We start from the raw sequence: 12,876 nt of genomic DNA, 5'->3' as shown, positions 1-12,876 counted from the left end.
AAGTTAATTTTTTTTCGCCACAGATTGGCACAGATTTATTTGATTCTTGTTCCACTAGCCCCTTGCCATCAGCCAAGAGCCATACTTCCTCTTCGCCTCTGCGTTAAAGCTTATCTACGAAGCACACGAAGAGCACGAAGGTTGGAAACCGCGAAGGACGCGAAAAGCGCGAAGGTTAAGTTTTTAGCCACAGATTTTTAGGATTATGTTCTATGCTCTATGTTCTTAACTTCATCCTTCATCCTTCATACTTTCGTCTCATCCCTCATCCTTCATCCTTCATAATTTCATCTCATCCTCCGCAGCGCATATTGACATATTCGAGCCATTCGCTGAGGCTCATTGGTTTTGGTAAGTCGGCGGTTGAGAGCGATTGACCTTGGGCATACAGCTCGCCATAGCGATCGGTGATGAACCAGCCGCCTTTGGCCTCGCCCAAAAATTGGGCTAGCACCTTGGATTCAGGATCGTGGAGCACGATCAAGCCTTCGGTTGGTGGCAAGGCTTCGGCAGAAATAACCAAGGCTTTTTGTTCGTGCGACCAACGTTGAACTGCCGTGCTAAGATTGGCCAAATAGGTGGGGTTGAGGCCATCGTTGGCGGGCAAAAATACGATTACCAAAGCGGCTTTGCCGCGCAGATCGCCACGGCTGAAGCGTTCGCCCATGGCGGTTTGAAGCGTAAAATTCGGTACGATAGTGCCTGCTTGCAGAGTTTGCATCGCTCGTTCCTCAATTGATCGTTGACTTGCTGCTCAATTCATTGCATAAAGTGTACCGTGTTTGAGCGTAGTGCTGGGTGTTGGTTTAATCATCTTTGTGAAAGATTTAACAACCTTTATAGCACACAATTGAGGTCTAGGCAACTGTACCAAGCAAATTAGCGAGCATTTCTGGTTCGTTGGGGTTGGTTTGGCGCTCAAGGGCTTGCTTGATTAGGCGGCTTTTGTTGGGTGCTGCATCTTTGCCCCAAAATAGGCGCGCCACGCCTGCATAGCTGCGCAAGCGTTTGTGTTCGATGCTACAGGCGCTGCGAAAAAGCTCGTGCTCAAGCAATTGCTCGGGGCGATTGAGATATTGCAGCAAAAGTTGAGCCAAATCATAACGATTGTAGCTTTGGCTTGGGGTTTGGGCCAGCGCAATCAAAGGTTGCTCGGTGGCGACTGGTAAATTAGTGGCTTTGCTTGGTGCCCCTTCAAGCGCTGGCAGCTCGGTTTGGCGGGTTGGCAACAGGCTAAGCAATTGTTGGCGTTGGGTTTTATCGATAAAGGTGGTGCGCACGGTCAGGGCATTGCGGCCTTGAACGCAGCTAAACACGCCTGCGCCAGCTGGTGGGCTAGGCAAACGCGATGGTGGCAAGGCGCTACTTGGAAAGGCTTTGGTTGGCAGGGTCGTATTTGGCTCGTCTGCATCATCGCGCGGCTGATACCCTGCCACCGCCAAGCTAATTTGCGAACGAAAGCGCGTGCTCAAATTGCTAAATGTTTGGGTCGCGATGATATAGCGAATCCCAGCGGCGCGGCCACTGGTCAACTCGCTGTTGAGCCATTGTTCTAAGTGTTTGGCGCCCAGCGCTTGCTCAAGCAAGGTCAATTCGCTAATAAAAACCACGAGCAAGGGCAGATCGTGGCCCTGATATTCTTCCCAGCGCTCGCATTCGGCGGCTTTGAGGATTTTTTGGCGCTGCAAACGCTGCTCAGTCAGCCAAGTTAATGCAGGCGCTAATTCATGTTCGGCCTCGGCGAATAAGGCGACGTGGGCTTTTTCGCGCCAGCCGAGCCACGACAAGCCAGCCTTGCCATCCACCAAGGCCAATTGCAAACGCTCAGCAGGATTGGTGAGACACAGATAGAGCAAGGCGGTGCGCACCCAGCCATCTTTGCCACAGCCAGTTGCGCCGCTCACTTGAATATGGGTAAAATCGTCGATGAGCGAGCCATGGACTAACGAAACTACGCCCTGAACGCTGCGCCAGCCCAAAGGCAACACAAAACGTTTCTCGCTTTGGCGCAGTTCGTGGGCCAGCACCCGCAAATCATCTGGGGGATTGAGCAAGGCCGTGCCAGCGTTGGGCAAAGTGCGAGCATCAAGCGCTGTTGCCAAAGGCATAAAGTGGCTAATGCTGGTTGGTTCAGGCTGAATTGCCCGTTGTTGGGCTTGCCACAACCGAAATTCACGCCAATCGCGGCCAAAGCGTTGGCGAAACATCAAGGCCACCAAGGCCATTGCCAACATTAATGCCCCAATTTGTACTGCTTCAGCATCCAAGCCCAACCACCTTTATCCAGATTCAGCTTCTAAAAATTGGCGCTATTTTGGTGATTAAAACTCTTGTCAAAATAGAACCTTTGTGCTATTATAGTGATGTTGATTGTTGAACCCGACACGCCAACACTCAACGCAGCCTCCGATAGCTTTCTTGGTCTGGTCTCGAACAAGCTACACCTACCTATAGCTTTTTAGCATGGGTAGGTGTGGTTTTTAATATTTAAACGTTAGGCGATTGCAGCTGTATTTATTGGATCAAATTTCTAATCGCCAATAGGCTTTAGCTAAAATCCTTAGTTAGCGCCACAAACGACCCAATTCGCCAATTGCGGCGCGGGCCAAGCGTTCGGGCCAAAATGCACACAGCGCGGCAATCACGACACTAAAAATCCAGAGCCATGCGCTAGAGAGCGACAATTGTTGGTTGCTTAGCCAGCGCACACAGCCAATCACACTCGTAATGAGATCTAAGCCACCAACCAAGGCAAACACCGCCAACACATGGTAGTTGATGGCGCGGCGAGGCCAACACGCCACTTCGATGGCAGTTATGATAATTGGAATAAACCATTGGGCAGTGCCAAGAACAGCTAAATTTAATCCTAGCCCTGCCAAAAATGCCAAGGTAAACTGTGCCCCAATCCACCAAATTAATATTGCCAAGCCAAAAATGCTGAGATAGGCTAAGGTGTTGAGCCAGCGCTCGTACATGCCCATTGGGGCTGCGCGGCGGGGCAGGTTGGCAATTGGGCTGCTTGGCACAGACTCATTGACCAATTCCTGTAAGAAATTGGCTGTTGATCGGGGTGTGGTTGCAGTCGGCATCAATGGCATCGACTTGGAATCTTTCATGCTTTGCCTCGCAGCCTGAACACAGTTTTTAACCTCGAGCGTAGCACATTTGGCGCATAAAAAATAGCCCATTTTGCTGGCCTGCAAACGGGCTAAAATGGAGCAACATTCTGGCTCAGGGCTGGGCTTCGACCCAAAATACATGCAAGGTTTTGCCGCGCAACATGCCGACTAAACTCAGTTGACCATAGCGAATGTTGCCTTGCTGATTGGGCAATTGTTGAATTAACGGCGATTGGCTGGGAATTTGCTCGACGGTGATTTGGGCTGCATTAGCGGTGGGAACGCCGCCGCTGCCAACTTCCTCGACCAACAAGGCTGCTTGATCTTTGAGCAGGAGCGTGCCGTGGAGCCGTAAAACTTGGTTATTGTAGACAGCGAGGTTCTGGTTTAGCTCGCCAAGGCTGATATTGGTTGGCTCGATTGGCTTAACCGTGATTGGCTCAAGTTCAGTTGGGCTTTTGAGCACACCATTGATGCGTAATACAGTAACATTGCTGGTAATTGCCAAGGTTTGCGCTGGGATGGCCAGCACTGGCTGGTAGGCAATTGGTTCTGCTCCAAGCTCAAGTGAGCCAGCCAAAATCGTGTTCGATTGGCTGATCAGGGCAGGCGCAAGAATGGTAATTGTGCTGTTGGCTCCAATGCCATCAAGCTCGTTGAGCAGCAAAATTTGGTTGGCTTGGTTGGGCGCAACTGGTGGCAACGGTGGAGCGCTTGCCCCGCAACTGCTCAAACTAAGGGTTAAAAGCATTAGCCAAAGTGGCCAAAAACGCATGCAATCCTCCAGAAAATAAGGCTATCGGCTGCTGGCGATTGTACCATTTGATCCACGAAGAACACGAAGCGCACGAAGGACGGAAACCGCGAAGATTTAGCCACGAATTGCCCGAATTGCACGAATGATTATTTTTAGCCACAGATTCCCACAGATTGTTGGGATTGATTTTTGATTTCTGATTTTTGATTTCTGACTTTTGCCTTCATCCCTCATAATTCATAATTCATCCTTTGCCCCAATACTCACACTTTAGTACCGACGAATGTCATGGGGTCTGATTAGGAGTAAGGCACTATGGTTAATTATGGCTAGGATCAGCATAATAATTTTAATGTTTTTTTGATCACTGCGGAGGTGAAGTGGTGTTTGTGAATCTCCAACTTCCTTTTACATCGAAACTTAACCCTCACCTAGAAGCCGTGTATGCTGAGCACAGCCAATGGATGAGCCAATTTGCGCATGGCTTCAACGGCCAAGCGAGCTTATATCAGCGGCTGCGCTTGCCGCATTTGTTGGCGCGGGTTTATCCGCATGCCTGTGCCGAGCGTTTTCGCTTAATTCTCGATTGGGGCAGTTGGCTGTTTTTGCAAGATCAATGGTTTCGTTCGTTGACTGGTCAGCCGGAATTTGTCGCGAGCCTTAGCAACGATCTACTGCATATTTTTAATGGCGCAACGCCGCGTTATGCTCACGAGCCATTAATTGCCATGTTTGCTGATTGGAGCCAACGCATAGCTAGCGTAACCTCGCATCAATGGCGCGAACGCTTTGGCCAAACCTTGAGCACTTATCTGCACGATTGGGTTTATGATGTGTATTGCATCACCTACCAGCCTTCGATCAACAAGCAACTCACGATTGAGTTGCATCAACGAATTGGCGCAGCCACCAGCACGCTTGATTTTGTCGATTTTGCTCAGGCCGAACTCTTGCCACCCTCGGTTAAGTACGATGCAACCTTCCAACATTTGGGCGAAATTACCAATAATGTGGTGTGTTGGATGCACGATATTGCCTCGGTTGAGCGCGATTTGACCGCCGTGGAGCCACAAAATATTGCTGTGCTAGTCAAAGAGCGTGAGCATTGCACCTGGAGTCGGGCAATTGAGCGGGTTGAGCAGATGTGCTATACAGAGGTTGCCACCTTTGAACGGATTGTGGCTGAACGCCCACATTATGCTGAATTTGAATTGAATGTTAATGACTATATCGAAAATCTGCGGGCTTGGATGCAAGGCACAATTGATTGGTTGCGAATTGATTTAACCCCGGTCAGTCAGCAAGCAAATGTGTTGCTGGCCGCCTAAATTGAGGCTTAAGCACGATAGTTTTTTGATGGGGCTTCGAGTATGCTCACTAAGCATAGGTAGCTTAGTGAGGGTGTTGTATGCGCGTCGAACGATATACTTCAGTTGACAAGTTTTTGACCGATCACCGCGAATTTCTGTTGCAGCACGAGGCCGAAAATAATTTACCACTTGGCTTGAGTATGCGGATTCAGAATGGCTGGATGCCTGCAAATGCGCCTTTTTTTGCGGCGATTCGCGATCAGCAAGGCACGGTTGGCGTGGCGGTGATGACCTCTCCCCATGCGTTGACAATTTCGTCCTTGCGCGATGCCAGTTTAGCCAACCAAGCGGCTGAGGCCTTAGCTAATTACTTGGTTAGCCAGAACATTACACCATCTGGGGTATTTAGTGCGACTGCAACAACCACCGCTTTCTGCGCGGCTTGGCAAGCTAAAACTGGTAGACGACCGCTGTTGAGTATGCATGAACGCGTTTATACGTTGACCGAAGTTATTCCACCAACCCCGGTTGCTGGTTCGCTCAAACAGGCAACCATTGCCGATGTTGAATGGCTGGCTGAATGGCTGGCCGCGTTTCATGCCGAAGCCGTACCCAACGAGCCTGCCTGGGATAGTCGGGCAGTAGCCGAGCGCCAAATTGCGACTGGTAGCGCTTGGTATTGGGAAGTTGACGGCAAGCCTGTTTCTTCACTTGCTTCAAGCCGCCCAACCATCAATGGCATTTGCATTGGCGCTGTTTCCACGCCACCGCAATTTCGCGGTCGAGGCTATGCCAGTAATGCAGTGGCCGCGTTAAGCCAGCATCTGTTGGATCAAGGATTTCGCTTTTGTATGCTCTTTACTGATTTAAGCAACCCAACCTCGAATAAAATCTATCAAGCTGTTGGCTTTCGGCCATTATGCGATATTGATCAGTATCGTTTTGAGGATTGATGATGTATCACGTACCGCCAAGCTCGCCGTATGTGCCCTGCCCACGTTGCCATTCCACCATGTCCACCAAAGTAACCATGAGTTGGTGGGGCGGGGTTGTTGGGACAAAAATGACCAATTTGGTCAAATGCCCGCAGTGCAAATTGCAATACAACGGCAAAACCGGAGCTAGCGTCAAGCAATTTATTGTGCTGTATATGGGATTTTGGGTGATTTTGACCTTGGTAGTTTTAGCAGTATTGTTTTTTGCTCAAGGGTAAAAAAATAGCCGCCTTGTGGTGAAGAATCACAAGGCGGCTGTTGATTTTAGCGCTCAGCAACATCAACCCACGTGCGGTTGCGTTCGCCAGTGTAGACCGATTGAGGCCGAATGATTCGGCCAACAGCGCGTTGCTCGAAGGCGTGGGCAATCCAGCCAACGGCGCGGCTGATGGTGAAGGTTGGCGTAAACAAATCGGTTTCAAAATCGATGCCATGCAACAGTAAAGCGGTATAAAACTCGACGTTGGTTTGCAATTTGCGGCCTGGTTTGTGTTCTTCGAGCAAGCGAATTGCGGTTTGCTCAACGTGGCGCACCAATTCGTATAATTCGCGGTTGCCATCGTTGGCAAACAGTTGATCGGCAGCGCCAGCCAAAACCTCTGCCCGTGGATCACGCACTTTGTAGACGCGATGACCAAAGCCCATCAAGCGCTCGCCGCGAGCCAACTTGGCGCGTAGCACTTCCTCAGCGCGATCGGCAGTGCCAATTTCAAACACCATATCCAAGGCTGGGCCAGGTGCGCCGCCATGCAATGGCCCTTTGAGTGCCCCAATCGCCCCAGTTACCGCCGAAACTAAATCCGATTCGGTTGAGATGATCACGCGGGTGGTGAAGGTCGAAGCATTGAGACCATGGTCAACCACCGTGTTGAGATAGGTTTCGAGGGCACGCACTTGCTCGGCTCTTGGCTCGTTGCCAGTCAACATCCACAAATAATTGGCGGCATGGCTTAAATCGCTGCGTGGCTCGATAAATTCAGCTTGGTTGCGGGCGCGCCAGTAGGCGGCGACGATGGTTGGTAAGGCGGCGACGATCCGCTGGGCGGTGGCTTTTTCATCGGCCAATGGGGTTAGTGTGGCGGTGGCAGCGCGCAACGCATCCATTGGGTCTGCTTGTTCGCGGCCAAGCTGTTGGGCGACTTCTAAGGTCAGGGCTGGCAATTGGCGTTGGCTGGCAAGGCTTTGGCGCAATTCGGCCAACTCGTTTTGGCTGGGTAAATGATCATTCCACAACAGAAAAATGGTTTCCTCGAAGGTTGCAAAGGGTGCCAAACGCTCCAAGGGAAAGCCAGCAATAATTAATTCGCCTGCCTGGCCATCGACACTGCTAAGCCGTGTTGCTGCGGCAACGATGCCTTCTAAACCTACATGAACTTGGGTTTCAGTCGCCATTGACAATCGATCCTTTCCAGCGTGTTAGGCCTTGAGCGGCAATGTTGCCGCTTGTAATTCCTGCTGCTATCGACTATAAATAGATTTATCAATGTTGTCAATGTTGATTGATGAATCAATATTGGAATGGAGCAACGCAATGACGCGCTATTTGAGTGCTCGCGAAGTGGCCGAGCATTTGGGAATCAGTGTGCCAACCGTGTATGCCTATGTGAGCCGCGGGTTGCTGCACTCGGAGCCAGCCGGAGCGCATGCTCATCGCTATTTATTCGATGAAGTTGAGCAATTGAAACTGCGCCGTGAAGGGCGGCGCAATCCAGCCAGTGTGGCGGCTGGCGCATTGCATTGGGGCACGCCAGTGCTCGATTCAGCAATCACGCTGATCGATAATCAATTGGTTTATTATCGTGGGATTGATGTGCGTGATTTGGCTTTGAATGCCAGCATCGAAGACGTTGCCAGCTTGATTTGGACTGGTGAGCGCCAACAGAGCGGCCAATTATGGGCCGATTTACCTGCAATTAGTATCCCACAATTGCCAGATTTGGCGTTGATTGAGCAATGTGTGATTGCCTTGGCGATGGTTGGTAGCAACGATCATGCAGCCTTTGATCAACGGTTGCAAGGCTTGCAACGCACGGCAGTACGGGTTGTCCAATTGCTGTTTAGTGTTGCCGCCAAACGCCCATTACAAGGCCCAATCGTCGCCCATTTGGCCGAGGCATGGCAGATCCCAGCGCATTTGCAGCCGCTACTCAACGCTGCGTTAATCGTCAGTGCTGATCATGAATTAAACGTCTCATCATTTACTGCGCGCTGTGTTGCCTCGGCGGGCACAACCTTGTATGCAGTGGTGAGTGCTGGTTTGGCGGCGCTGGGCGGCGTGCATCATGGCAAGCAAAGTGAATTAAGCGAGTTGCTGCTTGATGAGCTGTTGCGTAGCCCCGATATGCTTGCTGTTTTGGCTCAAAAATTGCGCTTAGGCCAGCCGATACCTGGCTTTGGCCACCCGATGTATCCGAATGGCGACCCTCGCGGCAAAGTGCTGCTCGATTTAATTCGTCGATTAGCGCCCCAATTCAGCAGCGATATTGATCGGATTATTCAAGCAGTTTATGAATTGTTGGGCGATCATCCGACGATTGATTTTGGCTTGGCGTGGGTTGGGCGGGTACTGAATTTGCCGTTGGGCAGTGCGATGAGCCTGTTTGCTTTAGGCCGCAGTGTAGGCTGGATTGGCCATGCGTTGGAGCAATATAGCGATGCGCGCTTGATTCGGCCACGGGCGCGCTACATTGGCGAACGGCCAACTATTAGCAAGCTTTAACCTGTGCTGCAACGCGTTATTTAGCCCATTAGAATCAGCTAAATACGCGTTGTAACCCCTACTTGACAAAATATCTAAATCGCTCTATTATTCGCGACATTATGAAGAAACAAATGCTCACCAACCTTTTTTCGCCAGCATTGCGGCTGCGTCGTCCCCGTACCAACGAGGTTCGGTGGGCTTGCGCCGTTTGTGCTGGATAACAGGCAACGAGCAAGATCATAAACGCCCAAGCGTTTCCCCCCGAACCTCAGTTGATGGTTCGGGGGGAAACTTTTTTAGGCAAAAATTTGCCAAGGCAAATATCAAAAGTCAAAAGTCAAAAAATCGCAGCTAAGCAACGCTTTTGATTTTTGACTTTGGCCTTCTGCCTTTTCAGATAGGGAGTTCGCAATGATTCGTGTTGGGATTTTTGGTGTAACGGGTTACGCCGGATACGAACTAGCTCGCTGGCTACAACGTCACCCAAAGGCCAGCCTAGTTTGGGCTGTCTCGGAATCGGCGGCGGGCAAGCGTTTGGCCGAGGTTGTGCCAGGCCCACTTGATCTGACCTTATTAGCTGCGAATCAGGTTGATTGGCAGACTGTTGATGTGATTTTCACGGGGTTGCCGCACGGTGTCGCTGCCAAAACGGTGGCAGAGGCCCGCCAGAATGGTGTCAAAGCCATTGACCTCTCCGCCGACCTTCGCTTGGACAGCCCCGCCGCTTACACCCGCTGGTACGACCACACGCACCCCCACCCCGAACTCTTGAACGCACCCTATGGCTTGCCTGAACTGAATCGCGCTGCATTGGTTGATGTGCCAACGATTGCCAACCCTGGTTGTTACCCCACCAGTGTGCTGCTTGGCTTGGCCCCGTTGCTGGAGCAAGGTTGGTGGCAAACTGGCCAAACTATCATCATCAACGCTGCATCAGGCGTTTCTGGCGCAGGCCGTGCACCCAAGCAACATTTGCATTTCGTTGAGGCTCACGAAAACTATAGCCCCTACAACATTGGCCACACCCACCGCCATGTTGGCGAAATTGAGCAAGAATTGAACAAGTTGGCAAACGCAGCAGTTAACACGATTTTTGCACCACACCTCTTGCCGACCCAACGCGGTATTTTAAGCACAATCTATGTGCCAATTCAGCCAGAGCTGGATTTGGCCCAGATTCATGCGCTCTATCGCGAGCGCTATGCTAACGAGCCATTCGTCAACGTGCTTGATCAAGGCCAATTGGCCAGTTTGGCGCACGTGGTGCATACCAACGATTGTGCAGTTGGCCTGACGCTGGCCCAGCCTGGCATGCTGATCGTCACTTCGGCGATTGATAATTTGCTCAAAGGCGCTTCTGGGCAGGCAATTCAAAATATGAATATTATGTTTGGCTTGCCTGAAACCACGGGCTTGCGTTAGGAGTGGGCAATGCGAATCTTGAAGCTTGGCGGCAACGAAATTGATGACCCAACGTGGTTGGCTCGCTTGGTTGCGGTCATCCAGACCATGGTTAATGGACACGATGTGCCAATTTTGGTTCATGGTGGTGGCAAAGAAATTGGTCAATTGCAAGTGGCGCTTGGGGGCGAGCCGCAATTTGTGGCTGGGCTGCGGGTAACCGACCAAACCGCACTCAAAGCAGCCACGATGGTGCTTTGCGGCAGTGTTAGCACCCGCTTGGTGGCAGCACTGAATGCAGTTGGCGTAGAAGCCCTAGGCTTGTCGGGCGTTGATCGCAACTTGGTCTATGCAACCCGTGTGGAGCATGCTGCTGGAGATTTGGGTGCAGTTGGCAAGCCAGCACGGATTCGGGCCACGGTTTTGTACGAGGCCTTGGCTGCTGATGTTGTGCCAGTGTTGGCCCCAATTTGTGCCGATGGCGCTGGCGGCACGTTGAATGTGAATGCTGATGTATTTGCAGGCGCGATTGCCGCCGCCGTTGGAGCCGACGAAGCCGTGTTTATCTCGAATGTGCCTGGAGTTTTGGTTGATGGCGTGGTTGCGCCACGGCTCAACACCAACGAAATTCAGGCATTAATCGCCAATGGCACAATCAGCGGCGGCATGATTCCCAAGGTCGAATCGGCCTTGAGCGGCTTGCAAGCTGGCGTGAAAATTGTGCGCATCACCAACATCGATCAGCTTGAGGCTGGCACAATTATCGAGGCCGCCTAATGCCCAGTCATTCGGTTTACGACAATATTCGGACGCGAGTGATTGTGCTGTGTGAGCAGGAAATTTTAATTCTGGCGACTGAAGATCAGCCAGAATTGGTTTGGCGCTTGCCAGGTGGTGGCATAGAACGCGGCGAATCGTTGGCAGAGTGTGCTGCCCGCGAAGTTTGGGAAGAATGCGGCATTCGCGTGCAAGTTGGCAAAATTGCCTTTCTGCGCGAGTGGGTTATTCCAACCTATGCCATCATCGACCCTGAGGATCGCGAGCCAAACTATGGGTTAGAGGTGTTTCTGTATGCTACGCCGTTAGATCCGCAGGCTACACTGCATGCCGAGGCCGCCGATAAACCAATGCCCGAATGGCGCAGTTTGGCTGAAATTGCCAGCATGCCATTTTGGCCTAAAGAGCTGAAATCGTTGGCAACATTCTTGGCGCAAGGCCAACGTCCAAGCGCAATTCATTCATTTGTGAGCAGCTTTGAATCTGGGTGGGCTGTACCGCCAGCAATTGATTGGGCCTAAGTGGAACCGCGAAGGCCACAAAGAACGCGAAGGCGGGAGTTGTAGAAACACAGCAACAATCCAGCACGCAAATATGAGGGGGTGCAGGGGGATGAAAACCCCCTGCGTCTCCCTCCGGCGGAGGGACGGAAGGGTGGCGAACGAGGGTTCAGGGATCAGGTGCTAGAGGTCAGGGTCTGGATGTTAGCAACTGGAACCGCAAAGAACGCGAAGGCGGGAGTTGTAGAAACACAGCAACAATCCAGCACGTGAATATGAGGGGGTGCAGGGGGATGAAAACCCCCTGCATCTCCCTCCGGCGGAGGGACGGAAGTGTGGCGAAACGAGGGTTCAGGGATAGATTGCTGGGGATTGGGGAACGGTTGAAACCGCGAAGAGCGCAAAGCACGCGAAGGCGGGAGTAACAGAAACACACTAACAATCCAGCACGTGAATATGAGGGGGTGCAGGGGGATGAAAACCCCCTGCGTCTCCCTCCGGCGGAGGGACGGAAGGGTGGCGAACGAGGGTTCAGGGATCAGGTGCTAGAGGTCAGGGTCTGGATGTCAGCAACTGGAACCGCGAAGGCCACGAAGCACGCGAAGGCTGGCGAAATGCTAAGCAATGATCAACGAAATCAAGCCCAAAACTGGGCCTAAACATAGATAACGACATTTAACATTATCCGGCGCAAGCCGTTTTGGGAGTAACCAATCAATGGTTGCCATTCAACACAGTACAGTTTTGGCTCCAATCGATCCTGCGGACATTGTGGTTCGGCCCGCCCATGAAGACGATGTGGCTGGCATGGCTGAGTTGGTTGCCGAAAATGTGCGGGCTGGGCATTTATTACCCCGTTCCGCTGACGAAATTCATGCTTCTTTAGCAAATTGGGTAGTTGCCTGCCATGGCCAACGGGTGATTGGCATTGGCTCATTGTTGCTGATGAATCCTGATCTGGTTGAGGTTCGCTCATTAGCCGTGGCAACCGAGTATCGCGCTGCTGGCGTTGGTGCCAAAATTGTGCTCGAACTGGTTGCCCAAGCCAAATTGCGCCAAATTCATACAGTTTTTGCCTTGACCCGCGCTGTCTCGTTTTTTGTCCGCTTGGGTTTTACAATCACCGACAAAGAACGTTTCCCCGAAAAGGTTTGGCGCGATTGTGTCAAGTGTCCACTCGTCACTTGCTGTGACGAAACCGCCGTCGTTTGGGAACATTAATCAAGTCAAAATTCAAAGGGCAAAAATCAAAAATGCTTTAAATCGTAAAGCATTGGAATAATCTAATGAGTTTTCAATTTTGACTTCTGATT

At 51.4% G+C, this 12,876-nt stretch carries 13 protein-coding genes; 8 read left to right on the top strand and 5 right to left on the bottom strand.

Annotated features, from left to right (window positions below; genetic code table 11):
* Positions 1–292 precede the first annotated feature (292 nt).
* The 4 genes from SE18_RS12430 to SE18_RS12415 all read right to left on the bottom strand — a co-directional run bounded on the left by SE18_RS12430 (position 293) and on the right by SE18_RS12415 (position 3,897).
* Positions 293–721 (bottom strand): thioredoxin domain-containing protein, encoded by a 429-nt coding sequence (locus tag SE18_RS12430; RefSeq protein WP_054534780.1) that lies wholly within the window; start codon positions 719–721, stop codon positions 293–295.
* Between the two features lie 136 nt (positions 722–857).
* On the bottom strand, positions 858–2,267 hold the full coding sequence (locus tag SE18_RS12425; protein WP_054534779.1) for an FtsK/SpoIIIE domain-containing protein: 1,410 nt from the start codon (positions 2,265–2,267) through the stop codon (positions 858–860).
* A gap of 297 nt (positions 2,268–2,564) precedes the next feature.
* Positions 2,565–3,119: a hypothetical protein gene (locus tag SE18_RS12420; protein ID WP_054534778.1), complete on the bottom strand. Its 555-nt coding sequence runs from the start codon at positions 3,117–3,119 to the stop codon at positions 2,565–2,567.
* 115 nt (positions 3,120–3,234) lie between these two features.
* Positions 3,235–3,897, bottom strand: a complete 663-nt coding sequence (locus SE18_RS12415; RefSeq protein ID WP_054534777.1) for a hypothetical protein — start codon at positions 3,895–3,897, stop codon at positions 3,235–3,237.
* A gap of 422 nt (positions 3,898–4,319) precedes the next feature.
* Between SE18_RS12415 and SE18_RS12410 the strand changes: the two genes are divergently transcribed.
* The 3 genes from SE18_RS12410 to SE18_RS12400 all read left to right on the top strand — a co-directional run bounded on the left by SE18_RS12410 (position 4,320) and on the right by SE18_RS12400 (position 6,402).
* The gene (locus tag SE18_RS12410) at positions 4,320–5,207 is read left to right on the top strand and encodes a terpene synthase family protein (protein ID WP_054534776.1); all 888 of its coding nucleotides are present in this window, start codon (positions 4,320–4,322) and stop codon (positions 5,205–5,207) included.
* Positions 5,208–5,287: 80 nt separating this feature from the next.
* Entirely contained in the window at positions 5,288–6,142 is an 855-nt protein-coding gene (locus SE18_RS12405; RefSeq protein WP_054534775.1) for a GNAT family N-acetyltransferase, read from the top strand.
* On the top strand, positions 6,142–6,402 hold the full coding sequence (locus SE18_RS12400; RefSeq protein ID WP_160319505.1) for a hypothetical protein: 261 nt from the start codon (positions 6,142–6,144) through the stop codon (positions 6,400–6,402). Before SE18_RS12405 ends, SE18_RS12400 begins: the two co-directional genes overlap by 1 nt.
* 46 nt (positions 6,403–6,448) lie before the next feature.
* Here SE18_RS12400 and SE18_RS12395 read toward each other — a convergent pair whose 3' ends face one another.
* A complete protein-coding gene (locus tag SE18_RS12395; RefSeq protein ID WP_054534773.1) occupies positions 6,449–7,576 on the bottom strand; it encodes a citrate synthase/methylcitrate synthase in 1,128 nt (375 codons plus the stop codon).
* Positions 7,577–7,715: 139 nt separating this feature from the next.
* On the opposite strand from SE18_RS12395, the gene SE18_RS12390 reads away from it, so the two are divergent.
* From SE18_RS12390 to SE18_RS12365, 5 genes are all read left to right on the top strand, one after another.
* Positions 7,716–8,903, top strand: coding sequence for a citrate synthase family protein (locus SE18_RS12390; RefSeq protein ID WP_054534772.1), 1,188 nt, complete (start codon positions 7,716–7,718; stop codon positions 8,901–8,903).
* Between the two features lie 393 nt (positions 8,904–9,296).
* The gene (gene argC, locus SE18_RS12385) at positions 9,297–10,307 is read left to right on the top strand and encodes an N-acetyl-gamma-glutamyl-phosphate reductase (RefSeq protein ID WP_054534771.1); all 1,011 of its coding nucleotides are present in this window, start codon (positions 9,297–9,299) and stop codon (positions 10,305–10,307) included.
* A 9-nt stretch (positions 10,308–10,316) separates the two neighbouring features.
* Positions 10,317–11,063 carry an acetylglutamate kinase gene (gene argB, locus SE18_RS12380; RefSeq protein WP_054534770.1) on the top strand — a complete coding sequence of 249 codons (747 nt, stop codon included), beginning with the start codon at positions 10,317–10,319 and terminating at the stop codon, positions 11,061–11,063.
* The gene (locus SE18_RS12375) at positions 11,063–11,584 is read left to right on the top strand and encodes an NUDIX domain-containing protein (protein ID WP_054534769.1); all 522 of its coding nucleotides are present in this window, start codon (positions 11,063–11,065) and stop codon (positions 11,582–11,584) included. The genes argB and SE18_RS12375 overlap by 1 nt, the downstream gene beginning before the upstream one ends.
* A 696-nt stretch (positions 11,585–12,280) precedes the next feature.
* Positions 12,281–12,784: a GNAT family N-acetyltransferase gene (locus SE18_RS12365; protein ID WP_054534767.1), complete on the top strand. Its 504-nt coding sequence runs from the start codon at positions 12,281–12,283 to the stop codon at positions 12,782–12,784.
* Positions 12,785–12,876: the final 92 nt, after the last annotated feature.

Origin of the sequence: Herpetosiphon geysericola (assembly GCF_001306135.1) — a bacterium.
Classification (GTDB): Bacteria; Chloroflexota; Chloroflexia; order Chloroflexales; family Herpetosiphonaceae; genus Herpetosiphon; species Herpetosiphon geysericola.
This window is presented reverse-complemented; position numbering and strand designations above follow the sequence as displayed.

Coding starts and splice junctions, on each gene's coding strand:
- argB (WP_054534770.1), top strand. CDS start 10,317: ATGCGAATCTTGAAGCTTGGCGGCAACGAAATTGATGACCCAACGTGG.
- SE18_RS12420 (WP_054534778.1), bottom strand. CDS start 3,119: ATGAAAGATTCCAAGTCGATGCCATTGATGCCGACTGCAACCACACCC.
- SE18_RS12415 (WP_054534777.1), bottom strand. CDS start 3,897: ATGCGTTTTTGGCCACTTTGGCTAATGCTTTTAACCCTTAGTTTGAGC.
- SE18_RS12400 (WP_160319505.1), top strand. CDS start 6,142: ATGATGTATCACGTACCGCCAAGCTCGCCGTATGTGCCCTGCCCACGT.
- SE18_RS12395 (WP_054534773.1), bottom strand. CDS start 7,576: ATGGCGACTGAAACCCAAGTTCATGTAGGTTTAGAAGGCATCGTTGCC.
- SE18_RS12405 (WP_054534775.1), top strand. CDS start 5,288: ATGCGCGTCGAACGATATACTTCAGTTGACAAGTTTTTGACCGATCAC.
- SE18_RS12390 (WP_054534772.1), top strand. CDS start 7,716: ATGACGCGCTATTTGAGTGCTCGCGAAGTGGCCGAGCATTTGGGAATC.
- SE18_RS12430 (WP_054534780.1), bottom strand. CDS start 721: ATGCAAACTCTGCAAGCAGGCACTATCGTACCGAATTTTACGCTTCAA.
- SE18_RS12365 (WP_054534767.1), top strand. CDS start 12,281: ATGGTTGCCATTCAACACAGTACAGTTTTGGCTCCAATCGATCCTGCG.
- SE18_RS12375 (WP_054534769.1), top strand. CDS start 11,063: ATGCCCAGTCATTCGGTTTACGACAATATTCGGACGCGAGTGATTGTG.
- argC (WP_054534771.1), top strand. CDS start 9,297: ATGATTCGTGTTGGGATTTTTGGTGTAACGGGTTACGCCGGATACGAA.